This window comes from Bradyrhizobium sp. NC92, assembly GCF_025200865.1.
Lineage (GTDB): Bacteria > Pseudomonadota > Alphaproteobacteria > Rhizobiales > Xanthobacteraceae > Bradyrhizobium.
Map to the genome: position 1 here is coordinate 2,519,644 of NZ_CP104171.1, position 25,207 is coordinate 2,544,850.

The following is a 25,207-nucleotide window of genomic DNA, read 5'->3' on the forward strand; positions in this document are numbered from 1 at the left end:
ACATCATGACCGATCATTCTAGCGACATCGATTCCGTCTCGGGCAAGTCCACGACCGGGCACGAGTGGGACGGCATCAAGGAGCTCAACACGCCGCTGCCGCGGTGGTGGGTGATCTGCTTCTACCTCACCATCGTCTGGGCGATCGGCTATTGGATCGTCTATCCGGCCTGGCCGCTGATCCAAAGCAACACCACCGGCCTGTTCGGCTACTCCTCGCGCGCCGACGTCGCCGTCGAGCTCGCCAACCTCGAGAAGATCCGGGGTGACAAGATGGCGGCGCTGGGCACGGCCTCGCTCGTCGATATCGAGAAGGACCCGGCTCTGCTGGCGCTCGCCCGCGCCAAGGGCAAGACCGTGTTCGGCGACAATTGCGCGCCGTGCCACGGTTCCGGCGGTGCCGGCGCCAAGGGTTACCCGAACCTCAACGACGACGACTGGCTGTGGGGCGGCACGCTCGACCAGATCATGCAGACCATCCAGTTCGGCGCGCGTTCCGGCCACACCAAGACCCATGAGGGCCAGATGCTCGCCTTCGGCAAGGACGGCGTGCTGAAGGGCGACGAGATCGTCACGGTCGCCAATTACGTGCGGTCGCTCTCGGGCCTGTCCACCCGCAACGGCTATGACGCCGCCAAGGGCCAGAAGATCTTCGCGGAGAATTGCGCCGCCTGCCACGGCGACGCCGCCAAGGGCAACCAGGAGATGGGCGCACCTGATCTGACCGACAAGATCTGGCTCTACGGCTCCGACGAGGCGAGCCTGATCGAGACCATCAGCCAGGGGCGCGCCGGCGTGATGCCGGCCTGGGAAGGCCGGCTCGATCCCGCCACCATCAAGGCGATGGCGGTCTACGTCCACTCGTTGGGCGGCGGTAAATAGGCCGTTCCGCGACCGACGACTTCCGGCGGGGGCGAAGAAAAGCGCCCCCGTTTGAGCTGGATCAACTGATGCGGCGGTGTCGGGTCTAGGTTTAATCGCACCTCTTGAAAAGTTTTGGCGATGAACAAGACCGTGAACCCGAAAGACCTCACAACGGACGATGACTACGGGCCACTCTACGCAGCCCGCAAGAAGGTCTATCCCCAGAGCGTCTCCGGCACATTCCGCCGGATTAAATGGGGCCTGATGGCGTTCTGCCTCGGTGTCTACTATTTCCTGCCCTTCGTGCGCTGGAATCGCGGTCTCGGCGCGCCGAGCCAGGCGGTGCTGATCGATCTTCCCAACAGCCGCTTCTATTTCTTCTTCATCGAGCTGTGGCCGCAGGAGGTCTATTACTTCACCGGCCTGTTGATCGTCGCCGCGGTGGCGCTGTTCCTGATGAACTCCATCGGCGGCCGGATCTGGTGCGGCTATCTCTGTCCGCAGACGGTGTGGACCGACCTGTTCTATGCGGTCGAGCGCCTGATCGAGGGCGACCGGCGCGAGCGCATGAAGAAGGATGCCTCGAGCGATCCGATGAAGCTCGAGCGCATCTCCGAAATCGTGCTCAAGCATTCGATCTGGCTCTTGATCGCCTGGTGGACCGGCGGCGCCTGGGTGCTCTACTTCAACGACGCGCCGACCCTGGTGAAGGAGCTCGTCACCTTCCAGGCGCCGATGATCGCCTATATCTGGATCGGCATCCTCACCGCGACGACCTACATCCTCGCCGGCTACATGCGCGAGCAGGTCTGCACCTATATGTGCCCCTGGCCGCGTATCCAGGCCGCGCTCACCGACGAATGGGCGCTCAACGTCACCTATCGCTATGACCGTGGCGAGAAGCGCACTTCGGTGAAGAAGGCCGCCGAGCTGCGCGCGCTCGGGCAGCAGGTCGGCGATTGCGTCGACTGCTACCAGTGCGTGGCGGTCTGCCCGACTGGCATCGACATCCGCAACGGACCGCAGATGGAATGCATCCAGTGCGGGCTCTGCATCGATGCCTGCGACAACGTGATGACCAAGATCGGCCGGCCGAAGCGGCTGATTGGCTACGACAACGACATCAACATCCACCGGCGCCAGGAGGGCAAGGCGCCGATCTACCGGATCGTCCGCGCCCGCACCGTCGTCTACAGCGCGATCATCGCGGCGGTCGGCGGCATCATGATCTATACGCTGGCGACCCGCAGCCTGCTCGACGTCAACGTGCTGCACGACCGCAACCCGGTCGCGGTCAAGCTCAGCGACGGCTCGATCCGCAACGCCTATACGGTGCGGCTCCTGAACAAGAGCGGCTATGACCGCCTCATCGCGATCGACGCCAATGGGCCGGTGAACTCGACCGTTCACGTCGTCGGCGTCGATTCGGTGACGCCGGACCGGCCGATGATCGTGATCCCGCGCGATGCCACGAGCGAGCTGCGGCTCCTCGTCACCGCGCCGGCCGACAACAATCCGGAGAAGTCGATTCCGGTCCACTTCCACGTCACGGACATCGGGCTCGGCGTTGTCGCTTCCGCCACCGACAATTTCGTCTCGCCTTGAGAATCAGGAGACTGCCATGGCTTCCAAGCCGCTGACCGGAACCAAAGTCTTCCTGATGCTGGTCGCTTTCTTCGGCCTCGTGATCGGCGTCAACGTGACGATGATGAAGCTCGCGATCGCGACGCTGCCCGGCACCGACGTCGACAGCCCCTACGCCGCGGGCCTGACCTATGAGCACGAGATCTCGGCGGCGCAGGACCAGGCCGCGCGCAAATGGAAGGTCAACGCCCATATCGAGCGCCGCAACGACGGCGGCGCTTCGGTCCAGGTCGAAGCCCGCGATGCCGGCGGCCAGCCGATCTCCGGGCTGAAGTTCGGCGGCCGGCTGGAGCGGCCGACCGACAAGCGCGCCGACCTTGCGGTCGAGCTCAGCGAAGCCGGCAGTGGTCTCTATCGCGGCAATGCGGCGTCGGTCGCGCCGGGCCAATGGGACCTGGTGATCGAGGGCGAGGCGCGGGGGACGCGCGTGTTCATGTCGCGCAACCGCGTGATCCTGAACTGAAGGATTGGGTCATGCAGGTCACGCGCGATTTCTCTCACTATGTCCGCGACGCGGGCGAGGGCCTCCGGCACATCGATCTCGCCGTCGAGGGCGTTCACTGCGCCGGCTGCATGGCCAAGATCGAACGCGGGCTCTCGGCCATCCCCGACGTTACGCTGGCGCGCGTCAACCTCACCGACCGCCGCGTCGCGCTGGAATGGAAGGCGGGCACGCTCGAGCCCGACCGCTTCATCGATCGGCTCGAAGAGCTCGGCTACAAGGCCTATCCGTTCGAGACCGAGAGCGCCGAGGTCACCGAGGTCGCCGAATCCCGCTTCCTGCTGCGCTGCCTCGGGGTTGCGGCCTTTGCCACCATGAACGTGATGATGCTGTCGATCCCGGTGTGGTCGGGCAACGTCTCGGACATGCTGCCGGAGCAGCGCGACTTCTTCCACTGGCTGTCGGCGCTGATCGCGCTGCCGGCGGCGGCCTATGCCGGCCAGCCGTTCTTCCGCTCGGCTTGGCGCGCGCTGTCGGCGAGGACCACCAACATGGACGTGCCGATCTCGATCGGCGTGATCCTGGCGCTCGGCATGTCCGTGGTCGAGACGATCCATCACGCCGAGCATGCCTATTTCGATGCGGCGATCATGCTGTTGACCTTCCTGCTGGTCGGCCGCTTCCTCGACCAGAACATGCGACGGCGGACCCGCGCGGTCGCCGGCAATCTCGCGGCGCTGAAGGCGGAGACGGCGGCGAAGTTCGTCGGGCCCAGCGAGATCTCGCAGGTGCCGGTCGCGGCGATCCATCCCGGCGACATCGTGCTGCTCCGGCCCGGCGAGCGCTGCGCGGTCGACGGCACCGTGATCGAAGGGCGTTCGGAGATCGACCAGAGCCTGATCACCGGCGAGACACTCTATGTCACGGCCGAGCAGGGCACGCCGGTCTATGCGGGATCGATGAACATCTCCGGCAGCTTGCGGGTGCGGGTCTCGGCCGCCTCCGAGGCGACGCTGCTCGCCGAGATCACGCGGCTGCTCGACAACGCGCTCCAGGCGCGCTCGCGCTACATGCGCCTCGCCGATCGAGCCTCGCGGCTCTACGCGCCCGTGGTGCATGCGACCGCGCTTTTGACCATCCTCGGCTGGGTCATCGGGGGTGCCTCCTGGCATGATGCGATCGTGACCGGCGTTGCCGTGCTGATCATCACATGTCCCTGCGCGCTCGGGCTCGCGATCCCGACCGTGCAGACGGTGGCCTCGGGGGCGATGTTTAGGGCAGGTGTGCTGCTCAATGCGGGCGATGCGATCGAGCGACTGGCCGAAGCCGATCATGTGATCTTCGACAAGACCGGCACGCTGACGCTGCCCGAGCTCGAAGTCATGAACGCGGCCGATATCCCCGCCGATATTTTCGAGCTCGCCGGCCGGCTCGCGCTCTCGAGCCATCATCCGGTGGCGGCTGCGGTTGCGCAGGCTGCCAGTGCGAAGTCTCCGATCGTCGGCGCTGTGGAGGAGGCCGGGCAGGGCGTCCGCGCAACCGTCGACGGCGTCGCGCTTCGCCTTGGTCGCCCCTCCTTCTGCGGCGCCGAGGCGCTGGTCGGCGTCGCCGCGCTTGATCCCGAGGCCTCCATCGTGGCGTTCAGCAAGGGCAGCAAGAAGTTCATCCTCTCGGTTCGCCAGGGCCTGCGCCCCGATGCGCAGGCCGTGATCGCAGCGCTGAAGGAGCGCAACATCGGCATCGAGATCTTGTCCGGCGACCGCGAGCCCGCGGTGAAGGCGGCGGCGCATGCACTCGGCATTTCCGAGTGGCGTGCCGGCGTCACGCCGGCCGACAAGATCGCGCGCATCGAAGAATTGAAGCGGCGGGGCATGAAGGTGCTGATGGTCGGCGACGGCATGAACGATGCGCCCTCGCTCGCGGCGGCCCATGTCTCGATGTCCCCGATCTCGGCCGCGCATCTCAGCCAGGCCACCGCCGATCTCGTCTTCCTCGGCCGGCCGCTGGCCCCCGTCGTCGCCGCCATCGACGCTTCGCGCAAGGCGCTGCACCTGATGCGGCAGAACCTCTGGCTTGCGATCGGTTACAATGTGCTCGCGGTGCCGGTTGCGATCAGCGGCGTCGTGACGCCCCTGATCGCGGCCGCGGCCATGAGCGGATCGTCGATCCTGGTGATGCTGAACTCGCTGCGCGCCCGCAGCGCCTCGCGGGAGTTCGTGTGATGGAGATCCTGGTCATCCTGGTCCCGCTGGCCTTGATGCTCGGAGGTGCCGGCCTCGTCGCTTTCCTGTGGTCGCTCAGGAGCGGCCAGTACGACGATCTTGACGGCGCCGCCTGGCGTGCGATTGCCGACGACGAGCCGCCGCAGGAAGCGCCGGCGAAACGCTAGCGTTTCAGGGCGAAAGTGAGCAAGGCCGCCAGCGCGAGGGCGGCCCCGACGCCCCAGACGCACGTCTGCCAGCCGAAGCTGTCGAACAGCCGGCCGAGCACGGCCGTACCGACCAGCCCGCCGCAGAAATAGCACGCGAGATAAGCGCCGCTGGCGATGCCGCGGTTGTCGGCTGCGGCCTGTCCGACGAAACCCGTCGCGGCGGCCTGCGCGAAGAATGTGCCGACGCCGACCAGGACCATGCCGGCGAGCACCTCGCCGAGATGCGGCGCCAGCATCAAGGGCAAGCCGAGCCCAGCGACGGCGAGCGCACTCCAGATCGTGGGCCGCGTTCCCAGCCGCGCGGCTACCTTGCCGGCCAGAAGCGTCGTGACGACCGACGGCAGGAAGACGAAATAGACGAGGCCGAGATCCATCATGCCGAGCGACAGCGGCGGCCGCACCAGCACGAAATTGACGTAGGTGAAGGTGCCGATGAAGGCGAACAGGATGCAGAAGCCGATGCCGAAAGCGGCGCGCAGCTGCGGATTGCGCCAATGCGCGATGGTGGCGGCAAGCGGCGAAGCCGCCGGCATCATCGCATGCATCGGCCGAACGCGGTTGACGGTGAGATAGACCAGCGCCGCGCCGGCAAGATTGAGCGCCGCGAAGAAATAGAAGTTCCAGGCGAGGCCGAGGCCATCGGCCAATGCGGCCGAGATCAGCCGGCCGACGAAATTGCTGGCGACATTGCCGGTGATGTAGGCGGCAAACGCGCCGCCGGCGTCCATGGCGCTGCATTGCTCGCCGAGATAGGCGAGGGTGAGCGCGAAGGCCGACGCCATGCACAGGCCCTGCGCGACCCGCAAGGTGGTGAAGACGGCAAGATTGGGCGCGACAGCCAGCAGGCTGGTGGGGATCGCAAGCAGGGCCAGGCTCAGCAGGATGCCGGTTCGCCGGTCGATATGCGGGCTGAAGAAGCCCACCACGAGACTTGCTGTGGCCATGCCGAAGGTGCTGGCGTTGACGGCAAAGCCCATTGCCGCGGGCGTGACGTCGTAGTGCCGCGTCAGCGAGGGCAGGATCGCCTGCGTCGCGAAGAGATCGACGACCGTCAGGAAGGCGGTGAGGCCGATCACGAGCGAGCGAAACGCGAAGCCAGGGGAATGCGCATCCGCCGTCATCGCGGTCGGCTTCATCGACGCGGAAAGATCGGTCATGACAGGGCTCTCCGTTAATCCGTCATTCCGGGTTGGTGCGGACGGGACCGCGAAGCGGCCCGGAGCACCAGACCCGGAATCTCAAGGTTCTCAGGTGCGCAAGGGCGCACCAGAGTTCACGTCGCGCCCCGGAACGACGGCACACTTGGCGCTCATCACATGTGATGGTCGTTGGGATCCTTGCGGACGTCGCCGACGTAGAGAATGACGGTCTCCTTGCCGAGATTCTTCCACCAATGCGAGGTGCCGTAGACTTCGGGGCGGATGTCGCCGGCCTTGTGCACGATCGGGTCGACGCAGTTGGAGGCGTATTCGACGATCTCGCCCTGCTGCACGAAGATCAGGGCGGGGCGGTCGTCATGGCTGTGCCAGGGCACGATGCCGCCGGGCTCGATGGTCAGCTTGCGGAAGCGCAGCTCGCGGCCCTCGATATGGGCGGGCTGCTTGCCGAGATCGATCGCGCCGAGCGTCACGTCGGTGACGCCGACGGGCTTGTAGTCGACCATCTGCTGCGCGTTCGGCTTGGTCTTGCCGGCCGGACATTCGCCGGCGAAAACCGGCGTCGCAAATGTCAGTACGCCGAGAACGGCAACGCCGGTCCAAACCACGCGCGACATTGTGAGATGGCTAGACATGGAAAGTCTCCTCTGTTGGCCGCAACCCTGATGGCCGCGGGCTATGGCAGGAGCTTCGCCCGAGACCCTCTCCATCTTGAAATGCCGGCTTGCTCTCGATGCGATAGCCCGGCGCTATGCCGATAGGCGGCAGCTATCGAACCGATTGGGCATCGGCATTTCCGCTTTTGCGGCATCCAGCGTCCGATGCCAGCACGCCCGATTGGATTGCGGTCGCCTCTTGCGGGCGGGCGAGCCGGGAAACTAATATTCGCCCTCAGAGAAAGCCGGAGCAGGAAGATGACGTCTCTCTCGCCAGCCGACGCCGAGCAGCTCAGGCTCGCCTTCCAGCGCTGCCGCGACATGGACGGCACGCTGAACGAACAGCTCCGCGCCTATGCCGATGCCAGCCGCAAGGTCTTTCCGGCCTATGGCGAGGCGGTCGATCGCCTGGTCGCGCGCTTGAACGGCAACGGCGGTGGCGAGACCGCACCGCGGCCGGGCGATCCGATGCCGCCGTTCATGCTGCCGGACGAGGGTGGGCGTCTCGTGTCGCTGCCCGCGCTGCAGGCGCGCGGCCCTCTCGCGGTGATGTTCTTCCGCGGTCATTGGTGTCCCTATTGTCGGCTCAATGTCCGTGCCGTGGTCCAGTCGGTGGACCGCATCAAGGCGATGGGGGCGCAGGTCGTCGCGATCATGCCGGAGACGCAGGAATATACCGGGCAGCTCAAGGCCGAATCCGGCGCGCCGTTTCCGATCCTGACGGATCTCGACAACGGCTATGCGCTGTCGCTCAACCTCGCAATCTGGCTCGGCGCCGAGATCCAGCAATTGCTGTCCTATCAGGACATGGCGAAATTTCACGGCAATGACGGGTGGATGCTGCCGATCCCGGCCGTGTTCGTGGTCGGGCGCGACGGCATCGTGAGGGCTCGTTTCGTCGATCCGGATTTCCGCAAGCGCATGGAGATCGACGATCTGATCGAAGCGCTGGAGCGCGCGAGCCGGGAGAATTGAGCGTCGGCGCTATCCCGCGATCTCGCGCCAGTCGGCGCCGCGCAGCATGCGCATCACGGCGTTGCCCACGGCGGTGCGTTGCCGGCCGGCGACCCCATAGAGGTTGACGGTGCGGCGGGTGTCCAGCCCCGTGACTGCGGCGCGGGTCAGCCGCTCCGGCACGGGTGAGGTGTGCGGCACCATGGCGATGCCCATGTCGGCCTCGACCAGCTCGATCAAGTCGCGTTCGTTCGAGACCTCATGACCCTGTTCGATGTCGATGCCGTGCTCGCGCAGGCTCGCGGAGATGCGGCGCGCGTGCTCGCAGAAGGTTCGGCTCAGCAGCAGCTCCGATCGCAGATCGTCCAGCTCGACCGAGCTGCGGCCGGCCAGGCGGTGCCCGTCGCCGACGACGAGCTCGAAGCTCTCGGTGAACAGCGGCCAGACGTCCAGCCGGTCCCAGGCCTCGTCGATCTCGGCCGCGATGCCGAGCTCGGCTTCGCCCTTCTTCAGGAAGTCGCCGACCTCCCGGCCCGAGCCGCGCAAGAAGCGGAATTCGAGCCGGTTGAACTGCCGCTTGATCTCGTTGAGATGGGGAATCAGCAAAGCGAGGTCGATCGAATGCGTCAGCGCAATGCGGAGCGCGCCGATCTCTCCGCTCCGGAACGAGGAGGCGAGCGAGCGCGCGCCGATGGCCGCGTCATAGCACTGCTTCAGAAGCGGATGCATGCGCTGGCCGAGCTCGGTCAATTGCGCGGCGGGGCGCTCGCGGCGGAACAGGTCGCCGCCAAGCTCGGCCTCGAGCTGCTTGATCGCGCGCGTCAGCGACGGCTGCGTCACGTTGCACTCTTCGGCCGCGCGCGTGAAGTTCAAGAGCTGCGCTACGGCGAGGAAATAGCGGACCTGGTGCATTTCCATGGATCGGCTCCCAGCAGAAATCGACCGGAAATCTAGCCGATCAGGGCAGGAAATGACATCCCGCCTGCGATAGCGCGGGCGTATGGACTCGGAAGCCAACCGGCATTTCCGCAAATCCCGGAGATCCCGCACCCTTCGCTCCAGCCATGGCGCAGGTCGCGCCCAGAAGAGGTCCGGATCATGAATATCCCCATCAAGATGCAGACGTCAGCTTCGTCACGCGTGCTGGCCGGCAAGGTGGCGCTGGTCACCGGGTCGACCAGCGGCATCGGTCTCGGCATCGCACGGGCCCTCGCCGCCTCTGGCGCCGACATCGTGCTCAATGGCCTTGGTGTCGCCAGCGAGATCGGCCGGACGCGCGAGCAGATCGCCGCCGAGTTCGGCGTCAAGGCCAGCTATTCGCCGGCGGACATGACGAGGCCGAATTCGATCGCCGAGATGATCGCGGCGACGGTGGCTCAATCCGGCCGGCTCGACATCCTGGTCAACAACGCCGGCATCCAGCATGTCGCGCCGCTCGACCGGTTTCCGGTCGAGAAATGGGACCAGGTCCTCGCCATCAACCTGTCCTCGGCGTTCCACACCACGCGGCTCGCATTGCCGGCGATGCGGCAGAACGGCTTTGGCAGGATCATCAACATTGCCTCGGCGCACGGCCTGGTCGGCTCGCCGTTCAAGGCGGCCTATGTGGCGGCCAAGCACGGCATCGTCGGCCTGACCAAGGTGACGGCGCTTGAAACTGCGGAGGAAGGCATCACCTGCAACGCGGTCTGCCCCGGCTATGTCTATACCCCACTTGTCGAGGCACAGATCGACGGGCAGGCGAAGGCGCACGGCATCTCGCGCGATCAGGTGATCCGCGACGTTCTGCTGGCGCAGCAGCCCAACAAGCGCTTTGCCACGGTCGAGGAACTCGGCGCGCTGGCGGTCTTCCTGTCGACGGACGCGGCGGCCTCGATCACCGGCGTTGCGCTGCCGGTCGACGGCGGTTGGACCGCGCATTGACATGAGCCGGCGCAGCAAGTCGAATATTCGAACGGTGCAAGCTCACCAGGAGCGAGACATGGGCACGCAGGACAATTCGCAGCACAAGAAGTTCGACCTGCCGGGTCAGGTCGTGCTCGTGCTTCAGGGCGGCGGCGCGCTCGGCTCGTACCAGGCCGGGGTCTACCAGGCCTTGCACGAAGCCGGCATCGAGCCGGATTGGATCATCGGCACCTCGATCGGTGCGATCAATGCGAGCCTCATCGCCGGCAACGCGCCCGAGCACCGGCTCGCGCGCTTGCGGGAGTTCTGGAAGCGGATGGAGCAGCAGCCCGTCTGGGACTGGCGCACCGCGTTTCCCGGCTTCAACGAGAAGCTGGCCTATTGGTCGACCGTGACCCACGGCATTGCCGGTTTCTTCCGGCCCAATCCGCTGGCCCATGCCGGCGATTCCTATCCGCTGGGCGCCGATCACGCCGGCTATTATTCGACCGCGCCGCTGGAGAAGACGCTGAGCGAGCTCGTCGATTTCGATCTCGCCAACCGCTGCGCGCCGCGCCTCACGGTCGGTGCGGCTCATGTCGGCACCAGCGAAATGCGCTATTTCGACAGCCGCGACGGCGAGCTGACGGTGAAGCATGTGATGGCTTCGGGCGCGCTGCCGCCGGCCTTCCCCGCCGTGCGCATCGACGGCGAGCTCTATTGGGACGGCGGCATCCTGTCGAACACGCCGACCGAAGCGGTGTTCGACGACAATCCGCGCAGGGACTCGCTGATCTTCTCCGTGCATCTGTGGAATCCGGTCGGGCCGGAGCCGACCACGATGGCGGAGGTGCTGAACCGGCACAAGGACGTGCAATATTCCAGCCGCATCGCCAGCCAGATCGTGCGCCAGCAGCAGGCCCATCGCCTGCGCCACGTCATCAACCAGCTTGCGGCGCGGCTGCCCGAGAGCGAGCGCAACGATCCCGCGGTGAGGGAGCTGACGAGCTACGGCTGCCCGACCCGCATGCATGTGGTGCGGCTGCTGGCGCCGCAGCTCGAGCACGAGACCCATACCAAGGATATCGACTTCAGTCCGTCCGGGATCACGCGGCGCTGGCACGCCGGCTATGCGCACACGAAGTCGGTGCTGGCGCGCAAGCCCTGGATCGGCGAATTCGACCCGCTCGCCGGCGTTGTGCTGCACGAGCATCTGGACGAGATGCCGATGGCGGCGGAGTGAGGGCTCTGTCCGTCATAGCTTCGCACGACGACGATTTCGCAGGCGCGCGGTCCGGAGTATGGTCGCCGTATCTTCGTCGCGAGGCCTGCAATTGGTCGCTGAGAAAGATCTGGAGGAGTCGCTCGATACGCTGCGTGCCAACGCGGCGGGACCGGTCGCCGGCGTGTTCGGTCCGGCCTCGCTGACCTGGCAGATCGACCGGGAGGCCGTGATCTTTCTCGGCGCCGGCCGTGCGCTGCTGCTGCAACTGGCCCATCCATGGGTGGCGGCGGCGATCGCCGAGCATTCGCGCACCCTTGCCGATCCGATCGGCCGCTTCCATCGCACCTTCGACATCGTCTTCACGATGGTGTTCGGCTCGCTGGACCGGGCGCTGCTGTCGTCCCGGCAGCTGCATCGGCGTCACAGCATGATCGTCGGCGAAATGCCCGAGACCGTGGGTCCGTTCGTGGCCGGCTCGCGCTACTGCGCCAACGACATCCCCGCGCTGCGCTGGGTCCATGCGACGCTGGTCGAGACCGCGCTCATGGCACATGATCTGGTGCTGCCGCCACTCTCGGCGGAGGAGCGCGATCGCTATTGGTGCGAGGCCAGGCTGTACGGCGCCCTGTTCGGATTGACGGGGGATGATTTGCCGGCGAACTGGTCCGGCTTCGTCGCCTACACCGCGGCGATGGCGCAGTCGGAGACGCTGACCGTCAGCAGCGCAGCACGCGAGATCGCGACGCAGATCTTCACGGGCGCACGCCCGTGGTTGCGGCCGCCGCGCTGGTATCGCGCGCTCACCGCGAGCATGCTGCCGGAGCGCTTGCGTGCAGGCTTCGGCTTTGAGCTCGACGCGCGCGGAATCCGATCCGCCGACAACGCACTGCGGTGGATCAGGCGCACCTATCCGAAATTGCCTGACCGGCTGCGCTATGTCGGCCCCTACCAGGAAGCGCAGGCGCGGCTGCGGGGCGAGCTGCAGCCCGACTGGATGACACGGTGTCTCAACCGCGCATGGATCGGCCGGTCGCAGATGGACGTGCGTCGCTGAGCGCTCCCGGCGTGTCCCGGACAAGCTGCAACGCGTGGAGCGTTGCAGCGCAGAGCCGGGACCCAGGGGCCACGAGCTCAGTCGAGACATGGGCCCCGGCTCAGCAGCGCACCACGTCGCAAGGGCGACGCGCTGCGCTGCGTCCGGGGCACGAGAGGGCAGTTGGACACGCAACCTTCTCCGCGCCGTCGTTGCGAGTGCAGCGACTTGTCCGCCGAAGCCTTGGCGAAGGCGGAAGCAATCCAGAGTCCCTCCGCGGTAAGAATCTGGATTGCTTCGTCGCAAGGGCTCCTCGCAATGACACCTGGAGAGGGATGCGCTCGCAATGACGGAGTATGCGGAAACGCCTCAGCGTCACACCGACGCCAGCTTGCGGTACAGCGCGCTGTAGCTGCCGGCCGAGATGCTCCAGGAGAACGAGCGTCCCATGGCGCTACGGCGCATCGTATCGAGCTGGTCGTGGGCCATGAAGGCCGAGAAGGCGCGCCGCACGCCGCCGAGGAACGACTCGCGCGACGGCCTCGAGAACAGGAATCCGGTCTCGCCGTCGCTGATGGTCTCGGCGAGGCCGCCGGTCTGGTGGCCGATCGGCAGCGAGCCGAAGCGCTGGGCGTACATTTGGCTGAGCCCGCACGGCTCGAACCGCGACGGCATCAAGGTGAAGTCGCTGCCGGCGAAGATGCGTCGCGCCTGGGCATCGTTGAAGCCGATCGCGACCCCGATTGCGTCGGGGCGACGGCGGTGCGCGTCGATCAGGGCCTGCTCGAGCGCCGGCTCGCCGGAGCCGGTGACCACGATCTGCCCGCCGGCGTCGACGATCTCGTCCGCCGCCGACAGAACGAGGTCGATGCCCTTCTGATGCACGAGTCGCGCGACGATGCCGAACATCGGCCCGCGCGAGACCGCCAGCCCGAACTGCTTGCGGACGTAGTCCGCGTTTGCCTTCTTGCCGACCCAGTCGCCGGCGCCGAATTGCTGGGCGAGCTGGGCGCAGGAGCGTGGGTCCCAGCTCTCGTCGATACCGTTGAGGATGCCGGTGAGCTCGGCGGCGTCCGAACGCAGGCGGAGCAGGCCCTCCAGGCCACAGCCGAACTCGGCCGTGGTGATCTCCCGCGCATAGGTCCCGCTGACCGTGGTGAGGTGCGAAGCGTAGACGAGGCCTGCCTTGAGAAAGGAGACCTGATCGTAGAACTCGACGCCGTCGATGTGGAAGGAGCTCTCCGGTGCGCCGATCCGCCGCAGCGAGTCCTTAGGGAAGAGACCCTGATAGGCGAGGTTATGAATGGTCAGGATCGACGGCAGCTTGGCGCCACGCCAGGCAAGGTAAGCCGGCACGAGCGAGGCCTGCCAGTCATTGGCATGGATCAGGTCTGCTGCCCAATTCTTGTCCAGCTTGCCCATGGCGAGCTCAGCCGCCGCCGAGGCGAAGCGCGCGAAGCGGATGTCGTTGTCGGGCCAGTCGCGCCCGAATTCATCGCCATAGGGGTTGCCGGGCCGGTCGTAGAGCTGCGAGCACAACAGCACATAGACCGGCAGGCCGTCCTTGGTCGCGGCACGGCCGAGCGAGCAGGCCGGCATCTCCGCGAATGCAGGACAGCGGCCAACGACCTGAATATGCGTGAGTTGCTCGATGATGTCGCGATAGCCGGGCAGCATGATCCGGATATCGGCGAAGGAGCGAAGTGCGCGGGGGAGGGCGGCGGAAACGGCGCCCAGTCCGCCAACGCGGACGAAGTCGTCCATCTCTGTGGTGACGAACAAGACCCTCAAGAACAGCCGCCCTCTTCAGACCCCGCTTGCTGCTATGCAAGAACGGGTCCAGTTGTGCTGGAATTCCAAAGCCCGCCCACGCGGCACGTCTGTTCGGTAAACACTTTCCTACTCAGCCGCCGCCCTCTAGGGTCGCCGCATCAACAACAAAGAACTTCGACGGTTCCAAAGAGTTCCGAGGACGCAGGCAGGCATGCAGCTAGCAGATAAGCATGAGGGGACGACGACAAAGGCCTTCGCAGGCCTGCGGGTGCTGGATTTTTCGACCACGATCGCGGGGCCCCATTGCACGCGGATGCTCGCCGACATGGGCGCCGAGATCATCAAGATCGAGACCGACGGCGGGGAGACGATGCGGACCCGGCCTCCCTTGCGCAACGGCTGCAGCACCGCGTTCGGCCAGCTCAATGTCGGCAAGAAGAGCGTGGTCCTCGACCTCAAGTCCGAGGATGGCAAGGAGGCGGTGCGCCGGTTGGCCGCGACATCGGACATTCTGGTCGAGAACTTCCGTCCCGGCGTGATGCGTCGCCTTCGACTCGACTACGACAGCCTGCGTCAGGTCAACCCGAGGCTGATCTACTGCTCGATCTCCGGCTACGGCCAGACCGGCCCTTCGGCCGAACTGCCGGCCTACGCCCCGGTGATCCACGCGGCCTCAGGCTACGACATGGCGCATCTCGCCTACCAGCCGGGCCGCAACCGTCCGGACTATTGCGGCATCTACCACGCCGACGTCGTCACCGGGACCTACGGTTTCGGCGCGATCGCGTCCGCGCTCTATCAGCGCACCGTGACCGGTGTTGGCCAGCACATCGACGTCTCCATGCTGGAAACGATGCTGTCGCTGACGCTGACCGAGTTGCAGAGCTCGCAATTCACGGTGGCGCCGCCGCCACGCCCGATGTTCGGACCGACCGAGACGGCAAGCGGCTACGTCATGATCACGATCGCCAGCGAGAAGACATTCCAGGCCCTGATGGGGGTGATCGGCCGCCCCGACTGGGTCTCCGATCCACGCTTCGCCACCTATGCCGCGCGCCGCGAGAGCTGGGCCGAGCTGATGGATGGCGTCGAAGTCTGGTCGCGGCAGCTTTCGACCGATGCATGCCTGCGCGTTCTTGGTGCTGCCGGCGTGCCGGCCTCGGCCTATCGCAGCGTGTCCGAGGCCTTGGCCGATCCGCAGCTTGCACATCGCCGGGCGCTCTCGGAGGTGCGGGACAAGGGCGGCTCGTTCCAGGTGCTCAACCTGCCGTTTCGGATGTCGGCGGCTGACACGACGCCGGCCAAGACCGTGTCCGTGCTCGGCGAGCACACAAGCGCGTTGCGCGAGGAGATCGGCCTTGCGAGCGGCGTATCAATTCCGCCAGGCAAAACAGCCGCGACATCCTGAGTCGCATCGCCGCCACATGCGGCGTTTGAACTCTCGTTGGTTCCTCTTGCCGAGGCGAGCATTTGTCGCCAAGCTCGCGTCCGAGTCATTCAACGATCCGAAACATCGGACGCGGGATCCCGGGAGGAACCATGACGAACGCGGCGGCCGTGGCACGCAAGCGCGTGCCTATTTTCCTCGTTGCGGCATTTGCACTGGCAACGCCGGTGCAGGCGCAGAAATCGGGCGGCAGCATCACCGTCGGTCAGGAGCTGGAGATCGCAGGCTTCGATCCGCTCAAGGTCGGCGTCTACGACACCTCGACCTTCACCGCCGCCGCCGCGATCTTCGACACGCTCACAACGCTGAATGACAAGGGCGAGGCGGCGCCGAAGCTCGCGCTGTCCTGGACCCATTCCGACGATTACAAGAGCTGGACCTTCAAGCTCCGCGAAGGCGTGAAATTCCACGACGGCACGCCATTCAATGCGCAGGCCTTCAAGGAGAATTTCGACCGGCAGAAGGACCCCGCCAACAAGTGCCGCTGCGCCTTCTACATCACCAACGTCAAGGAGGTGCTGGCGCCGGACGAACATACGGTGATCTTCAATCTGACCGATCCTTCGGTGAATTGGCCGGCAGTGATCACCATCCAGAGCTCGAACAACGTCATTCATTCGCCGACGGCCTGGAAGACCAAGGGCGATGATTACAACCGCAATCCCGTCGGCACCGGTCCCTACATCCTGAAATCCTGGACCGCCGGCGACCGCATGGTGCTGGAGAAGAACCCCAACTACTGGGACAAGGCCGTCCCTATCTCGATCGCATCATCCTGAAGCCGCTGCCGGATGCGCAGTCGCGCTTCGCCTCGCTGCAATCGGGCGAGGCCGACATCATCTGGGACGACGAGAACGACGCCGACAACATCATGAAGGCGCAGAAGGACTCCAAGCTCACGGTGCACACCTACAAGGGCTCGGGCGCGCAAGTCTACGCCTTCAACACCAAGGTGCCGCCCTTCGACGACGTGCGGGTGCGGCAGGCGCTGGTGATGGCGATCGATCGTCCGAAGATGTCGCAGGCGATCAGCAATGGCCTCAGCCGGCCTGCGAGCAATCCTTACGGCGACGGCTCCTGGGTCAAGTGCAAGGACGACGGGGCGCTGCCGTCCGACGTCGAGAAGGCCAAGGCGCTGATCAAGGATTACGGCAAGCCGGTCGAGTTCAAGATGTTGGTGACCGCAACGCCCCGCGGCCGCATGATCGGCCAGGTGCTGCAGCAGTTCTGGAAACGCGTCGGCGCCAACATGGAGATCGAGCAGGTCGATCAGGCCACGATTCCGACGCGCGCCTTCACCCGCCAGTTTCAGCTGACGCCTTGGCGCATCGTCGATCTCGCCGATCCCGATCCGCAGATGTACGCGAATTTCCGCAGCGGCAGCCCGCTGGCGCTCGCCGGCTTCTCCGATCCCGAGCTCGACAGGCTTCTGGACCACGCACGCGTCACCGCCGACATCACCCAGCGCACCGAAGATTACTGCGCCATCAGCCGCCTGATCAACAAGGAGGCGATCTGGTTCTGGACCTTCCAGAACACTTACTACGCGCTGTCGAGCGCCAGGCTGAAGGGCTTTCCCAAGATCTACAACGGCGTGATCGACGTCTCGACCACCTGGCTGGAATGACCTCGCGATGCTGAACTTCGTCGTTCGGCGGCTCCTTGCGATGCTGCCGGTGCTGCTCGCGGTCTCGCTGCTCACGTTCCTGATCGCCTCGCTGCTGCCGGGCGATCTCGCGCTCGTCATCCTCGGCGACCAGGCAACGCCGGAGAATGTCGCCGCGCTGCGCCGTGACATGGGGCTCGACCAGCCGCTGTGGTGGCGCTACCTGAGCTGGCTTGGCCATGTGTTGCAGGGCGATCTCGGCCGCTCGTTCCGCACCGGGCAGACGGTGCTGCAGGCGGTGGCCGAGCGCATTCCGGTTTCGCTGCAGCTGATGCTGATGGCCGAGTTCATCGGGCTCCTGATCGGCGTTCCCGTTGCGATCGCCTGTGCCGCGCGCGCCGGCGGCGCGTTCGACCGCTTCATGACCGGCAGCGCGTTCGCGATGCTGTCGATGCCGTCGTTCCTGACCGCGATCCTGCTGATCTATCTTTTCGCGGTCGAGCTGCGCTGGCTGCCGGCGACCGGCTATGTGCCGTTCACCGAGGCACCGCTGGCCAATTTGCGCTTCTTCGTGCTGCCGGCGCTGACATTGGCGCTGGCGGAATGGCCGGGCATCATGCGCGTGCTGCGCTCCGACATGATCGCGACCTTGCAGGAGGATTACATCGCGCTGGCCAAAGCAAAGGGCCTCAAGCCATCGCGCATCCTGTTCGTGCATGCGCTCAAGCCTTCGTCGCTGACCCTGGTGACGGTGACGGGCATCAATATCGGCCGCCTGCTCGGCGGCACGCTGATCGTGGAAACGATCTTCGCGCTGCCCGGCATCGGCCGGCTGCTGGTCGGGGCGATCTACACCCGCGATCTCGTCATCCTCCAGGGCGTGGTGCTGCTGGTCGCCTGCGGCTTCGTCATCGTCAATTTCATCGTCGACATGCTCTACGCCGTGCTCGATCCGAGGATCCGCCATGGCCACGCTTGAGCTGTCGATCCAGGACGAGGAGGTGGCTGCGCCGGTCGGCCGCAAGCGCAAGCTCGGCCTGTTGTTCTGGATCGCAAGCGCCTGGCTTGCGATCATCCTTTCGCTCGCGATCCTGGCGCCGGTGCTGCCGCTGCAGAACCCGACCGACATGGACATGCTGGAACGGCGCGCCGCCTTCTCCTGGGAGCATTGGCTCGGCACCGACGGGCTCGGCCGCGACGAGCTCGCCCGGCTGATCTTTGGCGCGCGGGTGTCGCTGGCGGTCGGGCTGATCGCGCCCATGATCGGCCTCGTCATCGGCGGCGCGCTCGGCCTGCTGGCCGGCTATTTCCGTGGCCGGTTCGAGACGCTGGTGGTCGGCAGCATGGACGTCCTGCTCGCCTTTCCGCCGCTGATCTTCGCGCTCGCGGTGGTCGCCTATCTCGGGCAGTCGGTCCCTAACCTCACAATGGTCCTTGGCGTGCTCGGCATTCCCGCCTTCATGCGCGTGGCGCGCGCGGCGACGCTGACGCTGGCGCGGCGCGAGTTCGTGATCGCGGCCGAGGCGCTCGGCGCCAGCCATGCGCGCATCCTCCTGCGCGAGCTGCTGCCGAACGTCGTCCTGCCGCTGCTCGCCTTCTTCCTGCTCGGCGTCGCCGTCACCATCGTGGTCGAGGGCGCGCTGTCCTTTCTCGGCCTCGGCGTGCCGCCGCCGATGGCGAGCTGGGGCAGCATGATCGGGGAGGGACGCGACAGCCTCGACGTCGCGCCGCGGCTGGCGTTCCTGCCGGCGGCCGGACTGTTCCTCACCGTGCTGGCCTTCAACCTCGTCGGCGACACCTTGCGGGCCCTCACCGATCCACGTCAGGGGGCACTGTGAGCGCGCCGCTCTTGACCATCGAGGATGTCGCGGTCGAGCTGCCGACCCCGCGCGGAAACCTGCGCGCCGTCGATCACGTCGACCTTTCGCTGCAGGCCGGACGCACGCTCGGGATCGTCGGTGAATCCGGCTGCGGCAAGACCATGCTCTCGCGCGCCGTGCTGCAGCTGCTGCCGAAGAAGGCGAAGCTGACGGGCCGGGTGATGTTCGACGGACAGGATCTGGTGCGGCTCGAGCCTGAAAGCCTGCGGCGCTTGCGCGGACGCGATCTCGCGGTCGTGTTCCAGGACCCCATGACCTCGCTCAACCCGGTGCTCACCATCGGCACGCAGCTGATGGAGACGATCCAGGAGCACCTCGAGCTCGACGCCCCCGCCGCGAAGGCGCGCAGCATCGAGCTGCTCGCCGCCGTCGGCATTCCCGCGCCGGAGCAGCGGCTCGCGCAATATCCGCATCAATGCTCCGGCGGCATGCGCCAGCGCATCGCGATTGCGATCGCACTGTCCTGCGAACCGAAGCTCCTGATCGCGGACGAGCCGACCACCGCGCTCGACGTCACCATCCAGGCGCAGATCCTCGATCTGCTCGCGCGCGAGCAGCGCCGCCGCCACATGGCGATGATCATTATTACCCACGATCTCGGCGTCGTCGCCGGCCGCGCCGACGAGGTCGCGGTGATGTATGCGGGCCGGGTGGTGGAGCGCGCGCCGACGCAGGTCTTGTTCAAGCGCATGCACATGCCCTACACCGAGGCGCTGCTGGCGGCGATCCCGAAGCTGGATGCCGCGCCGCATACGCCGCTGCCGGCGATCTCGGGCCGTCCACCCGATCCGACGCGGCCGCTGAAGGGCTGCTCCTTCGCGCCGCGCTGCAATTATGCCACCGCGCGCTGTCATGAGGCCAAACCGGTCCTGACGAGTGCCGAGATGCCGGGGCATGTCTATGCCTGCTTCCACCCGATCCGGATGACGGAGGGGATCGAGGCATGATGCAGCTTGCTGTGCGCCCCGCGCCGCTTCTGAACGTCGACAATCTCGTCGTCGAATATGGCCTCGGCAACAAGATTGTTCATGCCGTCTCCGGTGTCAGCCTCCAGGTTGCGCGCGGCGAGACGCTCGGACTGGTCGGCGAATCCGGCTGCGGCAAGTCGACGCTCGGCCGCGCCGTGTTGCAACTGCGCCGTGCCAAGTCCGGCCGCGTGATGTTTGACGGCGCGGACCTCACCGCAATGGAGGGCGAGGCGCTGCGCAGGATGCGCCGCCGCGTGCAGCTGATCTTCCAGGATCCGATCGCCTCGCTCAACCCGCGCCGGCGCATCGGCGACATCGTCGCCGAGCCGCTGATCATCGCTGGCGTCAAGGATGCCGCCGAACGCAAACGGCGCGTTCACGAGGTGCTCTCTGCGGTCGGGCTCGACCCCGATCTCGTGGCGAACCGCCTGCCGCACGAATTCTCCGGCGGCCAGTGCCAGCGCATCTGTATCGCGCGGTCGCTGGTGCTCAACCCCGAATTCATCGTCTGCGACGAACCGGTCTCGGCGCTCGACGTCTCCATTCGCGCGCAGATCCTCAACCTGCTGGAGGAGATGAAGGCGCGCTTCGGCCTGACGCTGCTGTTCATCGCCCATGACCTCGCGGTGGTCAAAGCGGTCAGCGATCGCGTCGCGGTGATGTATCTCGGCCGGCTCTGCGAGGTCGGCCCTTCCGAGCAATTGTTCGCGCGGCCTGCGCATCCCTACACCGCGCTGCTGTTGCAGGCGATCCCGGTGCCGGATCCAGACGTGCGTCCCGCCGAAAGTGTGGCGGCCGGCGAGCCGCCATCGCCGATTGCGCCACCATCCGGCTGCCGCTTCCGCACCCGCTGCCCGCGGGCCGATCAGCGATGCAGCGCGGAGATACCGGAGTTGCGCGAGGTCGCACCCGGCCAGTTCGCGGCTTGCCACCATCCGCTGGCTTGAACTAAGACCGGTTTGTCTCGCCGCGCCGACCGTGGCATGGTAGCGCGACAACAAGAAGCATGCGGGAGGACGCCGATGAAGAGTTTCAAGGTTGCCGATTTCAAGGCGCCGCTGCAGGAGTTCGACGAGGCGACGCCGCAGCCCGCGGGCACGCAGGTGCTGATCAAGGTGAAGGCCGCCGGTGTCTGCCACAGCGACCTTCACATCTGGGAAGGCGGCTACGATCTCGGCCATGGCCGCAAGCCGCTCTCGTTGAAGGACCGCGGCATCAACCTGCCGCTGACCATGGGCCACGAGACCGTCGGCGAGGTCCTCGCCTTCGGCCCGGACGTGAAGCCGACCGACCAGGGCGACCTGAAGGTCGGCGATGTCGGCCTGGTCTATCCCTGGATCGGCTGCGGCAAATGTGCCACGTGCCTCGCCGGTGACGAGAACATGTGCCTGACGCCGCGCTCGCTCGGGGTCTATTGCGACGGCGGCTATTCCGATCACATGCTGGTGCCGCATCCGCGCTACCTGCTCAATCTGAAGGGCCTCGATCCCTCGACGACCGCGCCCTATGCCTGCTCCGGCGTCACCACCTACAGCGCGCTGAAGAAGGTCGAGCAGCATTTCGACACGCCGATCGTGATGTTCGGCGCCGGCGGTCTCGGCCTGATGGCGCTGTCGCTGCTGAAAGCGATGGGCGGCAAAGGCGCGATCATGGTCGATATCGACGCCCGGAAGCGCGAGGCCGCGGAGAAGGCCGGCGCGCTCTCAACCGTCGATCCCAAGGCGCCGGATGCGCTGGAGCAGCTTGCCAAGAAGGCCGGCGGGCCGATCCGCGCCGTGATCGACCTCGTCGGCAACTCTGCGACGACGCAGCTCGGCTTCGATTGCCTGACCAAAGGCGGCAAGCTCGTCATCGTCGGCCTGTTCGGCGGCGGTGCGACCTGGGCGCTGCCGCTGATTCCGATCAAGGCAGTGACGATCCAGGGCAGCTATGTCGGAAACCTGCGCGAAACGCAGGAGCTGCTCGACCTCGTGCGGTCGAAGAAGGTGCCGCCGATCCCGGTGACGCAGCAACCGCTCGCCAAGGCCAACGACGCGCTGCTGCAATTGCAGCAGGGCGCGGTGGTCGGCCGTACGGTGCTGACGCCGTAACGAACGCTCTCTCCGTCGTCATTGCGAGGAGCGAAGCGACGAAGCAATCCAGGCTGCCTCCGCGGAAAGATTCTGGATTGCCTCGCTTCGCTCGCAATGACGACTTGGCTAACTCCTTCCTCGAGGCTTCCATGTCCGCAAACAACGCCTTCCACATTGCCGTGCTCGCCGGTGACGGCATTGGTCCGGAGGTCATGGCGCCGGCGCTCCAGGTGCTGCGCAAGGTCGGCGAAAAATCCGGCCTCGGTTTCCGCTTCACCGAGGCTCCGGCCGGCGCCAACCATTATCTCGCGACCGGCAAGTCGATGCCGGATAGCACCATCAAGCTCTGCGAGGAGGCTGACGCGATCCTGCTGGGCGCCTGCGGCCTGCCGTCGGTGCGCTACCCCGACAATACCGAGATCGCGCCGCAGATCGAGCTGCGTTTCATCTTCGATCTCTATGCCGGCGTGCGGCCCGCACGCCTCATTCCGGGCGTGCCGAGCCCGATCGTCGGCGCGGACCAGCGCGGCATCGATCTCGTCGTGATCCGGGAGTCCACCGAAGGACTGTTCGCCTCGATGGGCAAGGGCGTCGTCACCCATGAGGACGCGCGCGAGACCATGGTGATCACGCGCAAAACCTCCGAGCGCCTGTTCGAGTTCTCGTTCCGCCTCGCCGAGCGGCGCAAGGCGCGCGGCAAGCCCGGTGCGCTCACCTGCGTCGACAAGGCGAACGTGTTCAAGGCCTTTGCGTTCTTCCGCGGCATCTTCGACGAGATCGAGAAGAAGCATCCAGGCGTGAAGACCGACCGGCTCTATGTCGATGCCTGCTCGGCGATGCTGGTCAAGCGTCCCTGGGATTTCGACGTGATGGTGATGGAGAACATGTTCGGCGACATCGTCTCCGACATCACCGCGAGCCTGATCGGCGGCCTCGGCATGGCGCCGTCGGCCGACATCGGCGACAAGTACGCGGTGTTCCAGCCCTGCCACGGCACGGCGCCCGATATCATGGGGCAGGGCAAGGCCAATCCCACCGGCATGATCCTGTCCGCCGCGATGATGCTGGATTGGCTCGCCGACAAACACGGCGTCGAGAGCGCCGCGGAGGCCGGCGAGACGATCGAGCGTGCGGTGGACCAAGTCTATGCCGGCGGCATCAAGCCGATGGAATTCGGCGGCAGCAACGGCACGGCTGACATCACGAAGGCGGTGCTTGCGGCGCTGTAGTTGAAGCGCGCGAAAGCGGTCCTCGGGGCCCTACGTCATTTACCAGCGACGCCAGTGGCGGTGGCCGTAATAGCCATATGGCCGTGGCCCGTAGAAACGGCGTGGGCCGTAATAGCCATAGGCACCGTAATAGTTTGGTCGCCACCAGCAGCGGCCCCAAGCGTTGCAGACCATGCGGACCTGATCGATATTCGCAGCCGGACCGCTTGCGATCTTGTCGGCCTGCGGGATGCCGTTCGGCATTGCCGCAAGCGCCGGTCCCGACGCGAGCGACACACCACCCACCGCAACCAGCGCAAGAACAGCAATTCTGAGTTTCATCGCAATCTCCCTCGTTGGTGGCGGGAGAACTTGCGGGAGATCAACTGGTTGCTATGGCGACTGGGCCGCGCGCGGAATTTAATCTTCCTGAATGTCGGTTCAGCTTCAGCGGCCCTGAAACTGCGGCTTGCGCTTTGCCATGAAGGCCTGGCGGCCTTCCCGGAAATCATCCGAGTCCATGCAGGCATTGCCGATCGCCTTGATCGCGTCCATGTCGCGTGCGCTCTCGTCTTTCAAGACCTGCGCAATGGTGATCTTGGCGGCCTTGATCGCGAGCGGAGCATTCTGCGCGATCGTCTCGGCAATCGCCATGGTCTCGCCCCAGAGCTCGCCTTGCGGGAACACGCGCTCGACGAGGCCGATGCGCAGCGCCTCGGCGGCATCGATGCGCATGCCCGTGTACATCAGGAGCCGCGCCCAGGACGGGCCGACCAGCGACACCAGATGCTTCAAGCCGTCATAGCCATAGGCGATGCCAAGCCGGGCCGCGGGAATGCCGAACTGGCTGTCCTGCGAGGCGAGGCGGATGTCGGCGAGCATCGCGACCTGCATGCCGCCGCCGAGGCAATAACCGTCGATGCAGGCGATGGTCGGCTTGGGATAGTCGGCGAGGAGGGCGCGCTGGGCGGCGCTGCGCCTGGCGTATTGCTCGGACGCCGCCGCGTTGTGCCTGACCTTCTCGAACTGGCTGATGTCGGCGCCCGAGACGAACGCCTTGCCGCCGGCGCCGCGCAGGATCACGACGCGCACCTTGTCGTCGTCGCGCAAGGCGGTCAGCGCCTCGCCAAATCCCTCCCACATCTCCAGCGACATCGCGTTGCGCTTGTCGGGATTGTTGAAAGTGATCACGCCGACGCCGTCGGCCGTGTGCGTGAGGATCTTGCCGTCGGCGTAGGGTTTTTCGGTCATGCTGAAAGTGTCTGGCATCGCGCGCTCGCTGCTCGGTGGCGAGACGCAATGTGCGGCGTAGGCGCCGCCGCGGTCAACCGGCGCTGGAGAGCAGAGCCTGCATCCGGCCGTGCTGCGATTGCATGGCGCACGACGTTCGACGGGGCCGAGACCCGAAGGAAGACTGCCAGGAAAAAGGGGCGGTCAGGCCGCTCCGAAAATCAAGGCCACGCGCGAATCGCGCGCGGGCCAAGTCAAGTTCAGATCGGATCCAGCCGATCTCGTGCAATCCGGCCGCGTCCCCGTGACGCGGCGGATTGAACGTCGGCCGTGAAGGCCGGACCGTCGATCGGCCTCAGCTCTCGTTCGCCGCGATCGATTCCATCAGCGAGACGAGCTGACGCTGCACCGTCTGATCCTTGATCTTGCTGTAGGCGCGCAGCAGGCGGAGGCTGAAGGCCGAGTCGAGGAAGAGCAGGCTCTCGACTTCGCGGGCCTTGTTGTCACCGTCGTAGAAGAAGGTCACGGGCACATCGAGGGCGGAGGCGATCTGCTGAAGCCGGGCCGCACCGACGCGATTGACGCCCTTCTCGTATTTCTGCACCTGCTGGAAGCTGACGCCGAGCTTCTCGCCGAGCTCGGCCTGCGAGATCTTCATCTCGACGCGCCGCAGACGAATCCGCTTGCCAAGCTCGATGTCCGGCTTGCCCGCGCTGCGCTGCTTCATTCTTTTC

General features: G+C 66.0%; 23 protein-coding genes and 1 pseudogene. 17 read left to right on the plus strand and 7 right to left on the minus strand.

The features are described 5' to 3' along the window. The first annotated feature begins 5 nt into the window (after positions 1-5). The 5 genes from ccoP (at position 6) to ccoS (ending at position 5,338) form a co-directional block, all read left to right on the plus strand. Complete coding sequence (ccoP, locus tag N2602_RS11805; RefSeq protein ID WP_172783920.1) at positions 6-881, plus strand: cytochrome-c oxidase, cbb3-type subunit III; 876 nt, start codon at positions 6-8, stop codon at positions 879-881. Positions 882-1,001: 120 nt separating this feature from the next. Continuing rightward, positions 1,002-2,468 carry a cytochrome c oxidase accessory protein CcoG gene (gene ccoG / locus N2602_RS11810; RefSeq protein WP_260382730.1) on the plus strand — a complete coding sequence of 489 codons (1,467 nt, stop codon included), beginning with the start codon at positions 1,002-1,004 and terminating at the stop codon, positions 2,466-2,468. A gap of 16 nt (positions 2,469-2,484) precedes the next feature. Further along, positions 2,485-2,970, plus strand: coding sequence for a FixH family protein (locus N2602_RS11815; RefSeq protein ID WP_212254757.1), 486 nt, complete (start codon positions 2,485-2,487; stop codon positions 2,968-2,970). Positions 2,971-2,981: 11 nt separating this feature from the next. Beyond that, on the plus strand, positions 2,982-5,171 hold the full coding sequence (locus tag N2602_RS11820) for a cation-translocating P-type ATPase (RefSeq protein WP_172783923.1): 2,190 nt from the start codon (positions 2,982-2,984) through the stop codon (positions 5,169-5,171). Beyond that, positions 5,171-5,338: a cbb3-type cytochrome oxidase assembly protein CcoS gene (ccoS, locus tag N2602_RS11825; RefSeq protein WP_008550618.1), complete on the plus strand. Its 168-nt coding sequence runs from the start codon at positions 5,171-5,173 to the stop codon at positions 5,336-5,338. The genes N2602_RS11820 and ccoS overlap by 1 nt, the downstream gene beginning before the upstream one ends. On the opposite strand, the gene N2602_RS11830 is transcribed toward ccoS, so the two are convergent. Together N2602_RS11830 and N2602_RS11835 are read right to left on the minus strand one after the other, a co-directional pair. Next, a complete protein-coding gene (locus N2602_RS11830) occupies positions 5,335-6,537 on the minus strand; it encodes an MFS transporter (RefSeq protein WP_260382731.1) in 1,203 nt (400 codons plus the stop codon). The genes ccoS and N2602_RS11830 overlap by 4 nt on opposite strands. A gap of 155 nt (positions 6,538-6,692) precedes the next feature. Beyond that, positions 6,693-7,172, minus strand: coding sequence for a cupin domain-containing protein (locus N2602_RS11835; RefSeq protein WP_172783925.1), 480 nt, complete (start codon positions 7,170-7,172; stop codon positions 6,693-6,695). A 279-nt stretch (positions 7,173-7,451) separates the two neighbouring features. On the opposite strand from N2602_RS11835, the gene N2602_RS11840 reads away from it, so the two are divergent. After that, positions 7,452-8,168 (plus strand): peroxiredoxin-like family protein, encoded by a 717-nt coding sequence (locus tag N2602_RS11840; protein WP_172783926.1) that lies wholly within the window; start codon positions 7,452-7,454, stop codon positions 8,166-8,168. A gap of 9 nt (positions 8,169-8,177) precedes the next feature. Here the strand turns inward: N2602_RS11840 and N2602_RS11845 are convergent, their stop codons facing one another. Continuing rightward, complete coding sequence (locus tag N2602_RS11845) at positions 8,178-9,065, minus strand: LysR family transcriptional regulator (protein WP_172783927.1); 888 nt, start codon at positions 9,063-9,065, stop codon at positions 8,178-8,180. 180 nt (positions 9,066-9,245) lie between these two features. Here N2602_RS11845 and N2602_RS11850 point away from each other — a divergent pair, with 180 nt between their 5' ends. The 3 genes from N2602_RS11850 (at position 9,246) to N2602_RS11860 (ending at position 12,310) form a co-directional block, all read left to right on the plus strand. Then, positions 9,246-10,070: a 3-hydroxybutyrate dehydrogenase gene (locus tag N2602_RS11850; RefSeq protein WP_260382732.1), complete on the plus strand. Its 825-nt coding sequence runs from the start codon at positions 9,246-9,248 to the stop codon at positions 10,068-10,070. 58 nt (positions 10,071-10,128) lie between these two features. Further along, positions 10,129-11,274: a patatin-like phospholipase family protein gene (locus tag N2602_RS11855; RefSeq protein ID WP_260382733.1), complete on the plus strand. Its 1,146-nt coding sequence runs from the start codon at positions 10,129-10,131 to the stop codon at positions 11,272-11,274. Positions 11,275-11,365: 91 nt separating this feature from the next. After that, complete coding sequence (locus N2602_RS11860) at positions 11,366-12,310, plus strand: oxygenase MpaB family protein (RefSeq protein WP_172783930.1); 945 nt, start codon at positions 11,366-11,368, stop codon at positions 12,308-12,310. A gap of 354 nt (positions 12,311-12,664) precedes the next feature. Here the strand turns inward: N2602_RS11860 and glgA are convergent, their stop codons facing one another. After that, on the minus strand, positions 12,665-14,080 hold the full coding sequence (gene glgA, locus N2602_RS11865; RefSeq protein ID WP_212254765.1) for a glycogen synthase GlgA: 1,416 nt from the start codon (positions 14,078-14,080) through the stop codon (positions 12,665-12,667). Between the two features lie 193 nt (positions 14,081-14,273). Here glgA and N2602_RS11870 point away from each other — a divergent pair, with 193 nt between their 5' ends. The 8 genes and pseudogenes from N2602_RS11870 to N2602_RS11905 all read left to right on the plus strand — a co-directional run bounded on the left by N2602_RS11870 (position 14,274) and on the right by N2602_RS11905 (position 23,264). Then, positions 14,274-15,470, plus strand: a complete 1,197-nt coding sequence (locus N2602_RS11870; RefSeq protein ID WP_260382734.1) for a CaiB/BaiF CoA-transferase family protein — start codon at positions 14,274-14,276, stop codon at positions 15,468-15,470. Between the two features lie 131 nt (positions 15,471-15,601). Beyond that, positions 15,602-17,136: pseudogene (locus N2602_RS11875) on the plus strand (ABC transporter substrate-binding protein). A 7-nt stretch (positions 17,137-17,143) separates the two neighbouring features. Continuing rightward, positions 17,144-18,094 carry an ABC transporter permease gene (locus tag N2602_RS11880; protein WP_260382735.1) on the plus strand — a complete coding sequence of 317 codons (951 nt, stop codon included), beginning with the start codon at positions 17,144-17,146 and terminating at the stop codon, positions 18,092-18,094. Next, complete coding sequence (locus tag N2602_RS11885; protein ID WP_260382736.1) at positions 18,081-18,953, plus strand: ABC transporter permease; 873 nt, start codon at positions 18,081-18,083, stop codon at positions 18,951-18,953. Before N2602_RS11880 ends, N2602_RS11885 begins: the two co-directional genes overlap by 14 nt. Beyond that, positions 18,950-19,942, plus strand: coding sequence for an ABC transporter ATP-binding protein (locus tag N2602_RS11890; protein WP_260382737.1), 993 nt, complete (start codon positions 18,950-18,952; stop codon positions 19,940-19,942). The genes N2602_RS11885 and N2602_RS11890 overlap by 4 nt, the downstream gene beginning before the upstream one ends. A gap of 11 nt (positions 19,943-19,953) precedes the next feature. Then, entirely contained in the window at positions 19,954-20,910 is a 957-nt protein-coding gene (locus tag N2602_RS11895; RefSeq protein WP_373569530.1) for an ABC transporter ATP-binding protein, read from the plus strand. Between the two features lie 75 nt (positions 20,911-20,985). Further along, complete coding sequence (locus N2602_RS11900; protein ID WP_260382738.1) at positions 20,986-22,053, plus strand: alcohol dehydrogenase; 1,068 nt, start codon at positions 20,986-20,988, stop codon at positions 22,051-22,053. 131 nt (positions 22,054-22,184) lie between these two features. Continuing rightward, positions 22,185-23,264: an isocitrate/isopropylmalate dehydrogenase family protein gene (locus N2602_RS11905; RefSeq protein ID WP_260382739.1), complete on the plus strand. Its 1,080-nt coding sequence runs from the start codon at positions 22,185-22,187 to the stop codon at positions 23,262-23,264. A 39-nt stretch (positions 23,265-23,303) separates the two neighbouring features. Here N2602_RS11905 and N2602_RS11910 read toward each other — a convergent pair whose 3' ends face one another. The 3 genes from N2602_RS11910 to N2602_RS11920 form a co-directional block, all read right to left on the minus strand. Continuing rightward, positions 23,304-23,585: a hypothetical protein gene (locus N2602_RS11910; RefSeq protein WP_260382740.1), complete on the minus strand. Its 282-nt coding sequence runs from the start codon at positions 23,583-23,585 to the stop codon at positions 23,304-23,306. Between the two features lie 105 nt (positions 23,586-23,690). Beyond that, a complete protein-coding gene (locus tag N2602_RS11915) occupies positions 23,691-24,512 on the minus strand; it encodes an enoyl-CoA hydratase (RefSeq protein ID WP_260382741.1) in 822 nt (273 codons plus the stop codon). Between the two features lie 316 nt (positions 24,513-24,828). Beyond that, positions 24,829-25,200: a helix-turn-helix domain-containing protein gene (locus tag N2602_RS11920; protein ID WP_020608151.1), complete on the minus strand. Its 372-nt coding sequence runs from the start codon at positions 25,198-25,200 to the stop codon at positions 24,829-24,831. Positions 25,201-25,207: the final 7 nt, after the last annotated feature.

What these genes read in the sequence shown, in the direction of transcription:
- N2602_RS11920 (WP_020608151.1), bottom strand. Translation starts at nt 25,200, where the DNA reads ATGAAGCAGCGCAGCGCGGGCAAGCCGGACATCGAGCTTGGCAAGCGG.
- N2602_RS11840 (WP_172783926.1), top strand. Translation starts at nt 7,452, where the DNA reads ATGACGTCTCTCTCGCCAGCCGACGCCGAGCAGCTCAGGCTCGCCTTC.
- N2602_RS11815 (WP_212254757.1), top strand. Translation starts at nt 2,485, where the DNA reads ATGGCTTCCAAGCCGCTGACCGGAACCAAAGTCTTCCTGATGCTGGTC.
- N2602_RS11905 (WP_260382739.1), top strand. Translation starts at nt 22,185, where the DNA reads ATGTCCGCAAACAACGCCTTCCACATTGCCGTGCTCGCCGGTGACGGC.
- ccoG (WP_260382730.1), top strand. Translation starts at nt 1,002, where the DNA reads ATGAACAAGACCGTGAACCCGAAAGACCTCACAACGGACGATGACTAC.
- ccoS (WP_008550618.1), top strand. Translation starts at nt 5,171, where the DNA reads ATGGAGATCCTGGTCATCCTGGTCCCGCTGGCCTTGATGCTCGGAGGT.
- N2602_RS11915 (WP_260382741.1), bottom strand. Translation starts at nt 24,512, where the DNA reads ATGCCAGACACTTTCAGCATGACCGAAAAACCCTACGCCGACGGCAAG.
- N2602_RS11880 (WP_260382735.1), top strand. Translation starts at nt 17,144, where the DNA reads ATGCTGAACTTCGTCGTTCGGCGGCTCCTTGCGATGCTGCCGGTGCTG.
- N2602_RS11900 (WP_260382738.1), top strand. Translation starts at nt 20,986, where the DNA reads ATGAAGAGTTTCAAGGTTGCCGATTTCAAGGCGCCGCTGCAGGAGTTC.
- N2602_RS11870 (WP_260382734.1), top strand. Translation starts at nt 14,274, where the DNA reads ATGCAGCTAGCAGATAAGCATGAGGGGACGACGACAAAGGCCTTCGCA.
- N2602_RS11850 (WP_260382732.1), top strand. Translation starts at nt 9,246, where the DNA reads ATGAATATCCCCATCAAGATGCAGACGTCAGCTTCGTCACGCGTGCTG.
- N2602_RS11910 (WP_260382740.1), bottom strand. Translation starts at nt 23,585, where the DNA reads ATGAAACTCAGAATTGCTGTTCTTGCGCTGGTTGCGGTGGGTGGTGTG.
- N2602_RS11830 (WP_260382731.1), bottom strand. Translation starts at nt 6,537, where the DNA reads ATGACCGATCTTTCCGCGTCGATGAAGCCGACCGCGATGACGGCGGAT.
- ccoP (WP_172783920.1), top strand. Translation starts at nt 6, where the DNA reads ATGACCGATCATTCTAGCGACATCGATTCCGTCTCGGGCAAGTCCACG.
- N2602_RS11835 (WP_172783925.1), bottom strand. Translation starts at nt 7,172, where the DNA reads ATGTCTAGCCATCTCACAATGTCGCGCGTGGTTTGGACCGGCGTTGCC.
- N2602_RS11820 (WP_172783923.1), top strand. Translation starts at nt 2,982, where the DNA reads ATGCAGGTCACGCGCGATTTCTCTCACTATGTCCGCGACGCGGGCGAG.
- N2602_RS11885 (WP_260382736.1), top strand. Translation starts at nt 18,081, where the DNA reads ATGGCCACGCTTGAGCTGTCGATCCAGGACGAGGAGGTGGCTGCGCCG.
- N2602_RS11845 (WP_172783927.1), bottom strand. Translation starts at nt 9,065, where the DNA reads ATGGAAATGCACCAGGTCCGCTATTTCCTCGCCGTAGCGCAGCTCTTG.
- N2602_RS11855 (WP_260382733.1), top strand. Translation starts at nt 10,129, where the DNA reads ATGGGCACGCAGGACAATTCGCAGCACAAGAAGTTCGACCTGCCGGGT.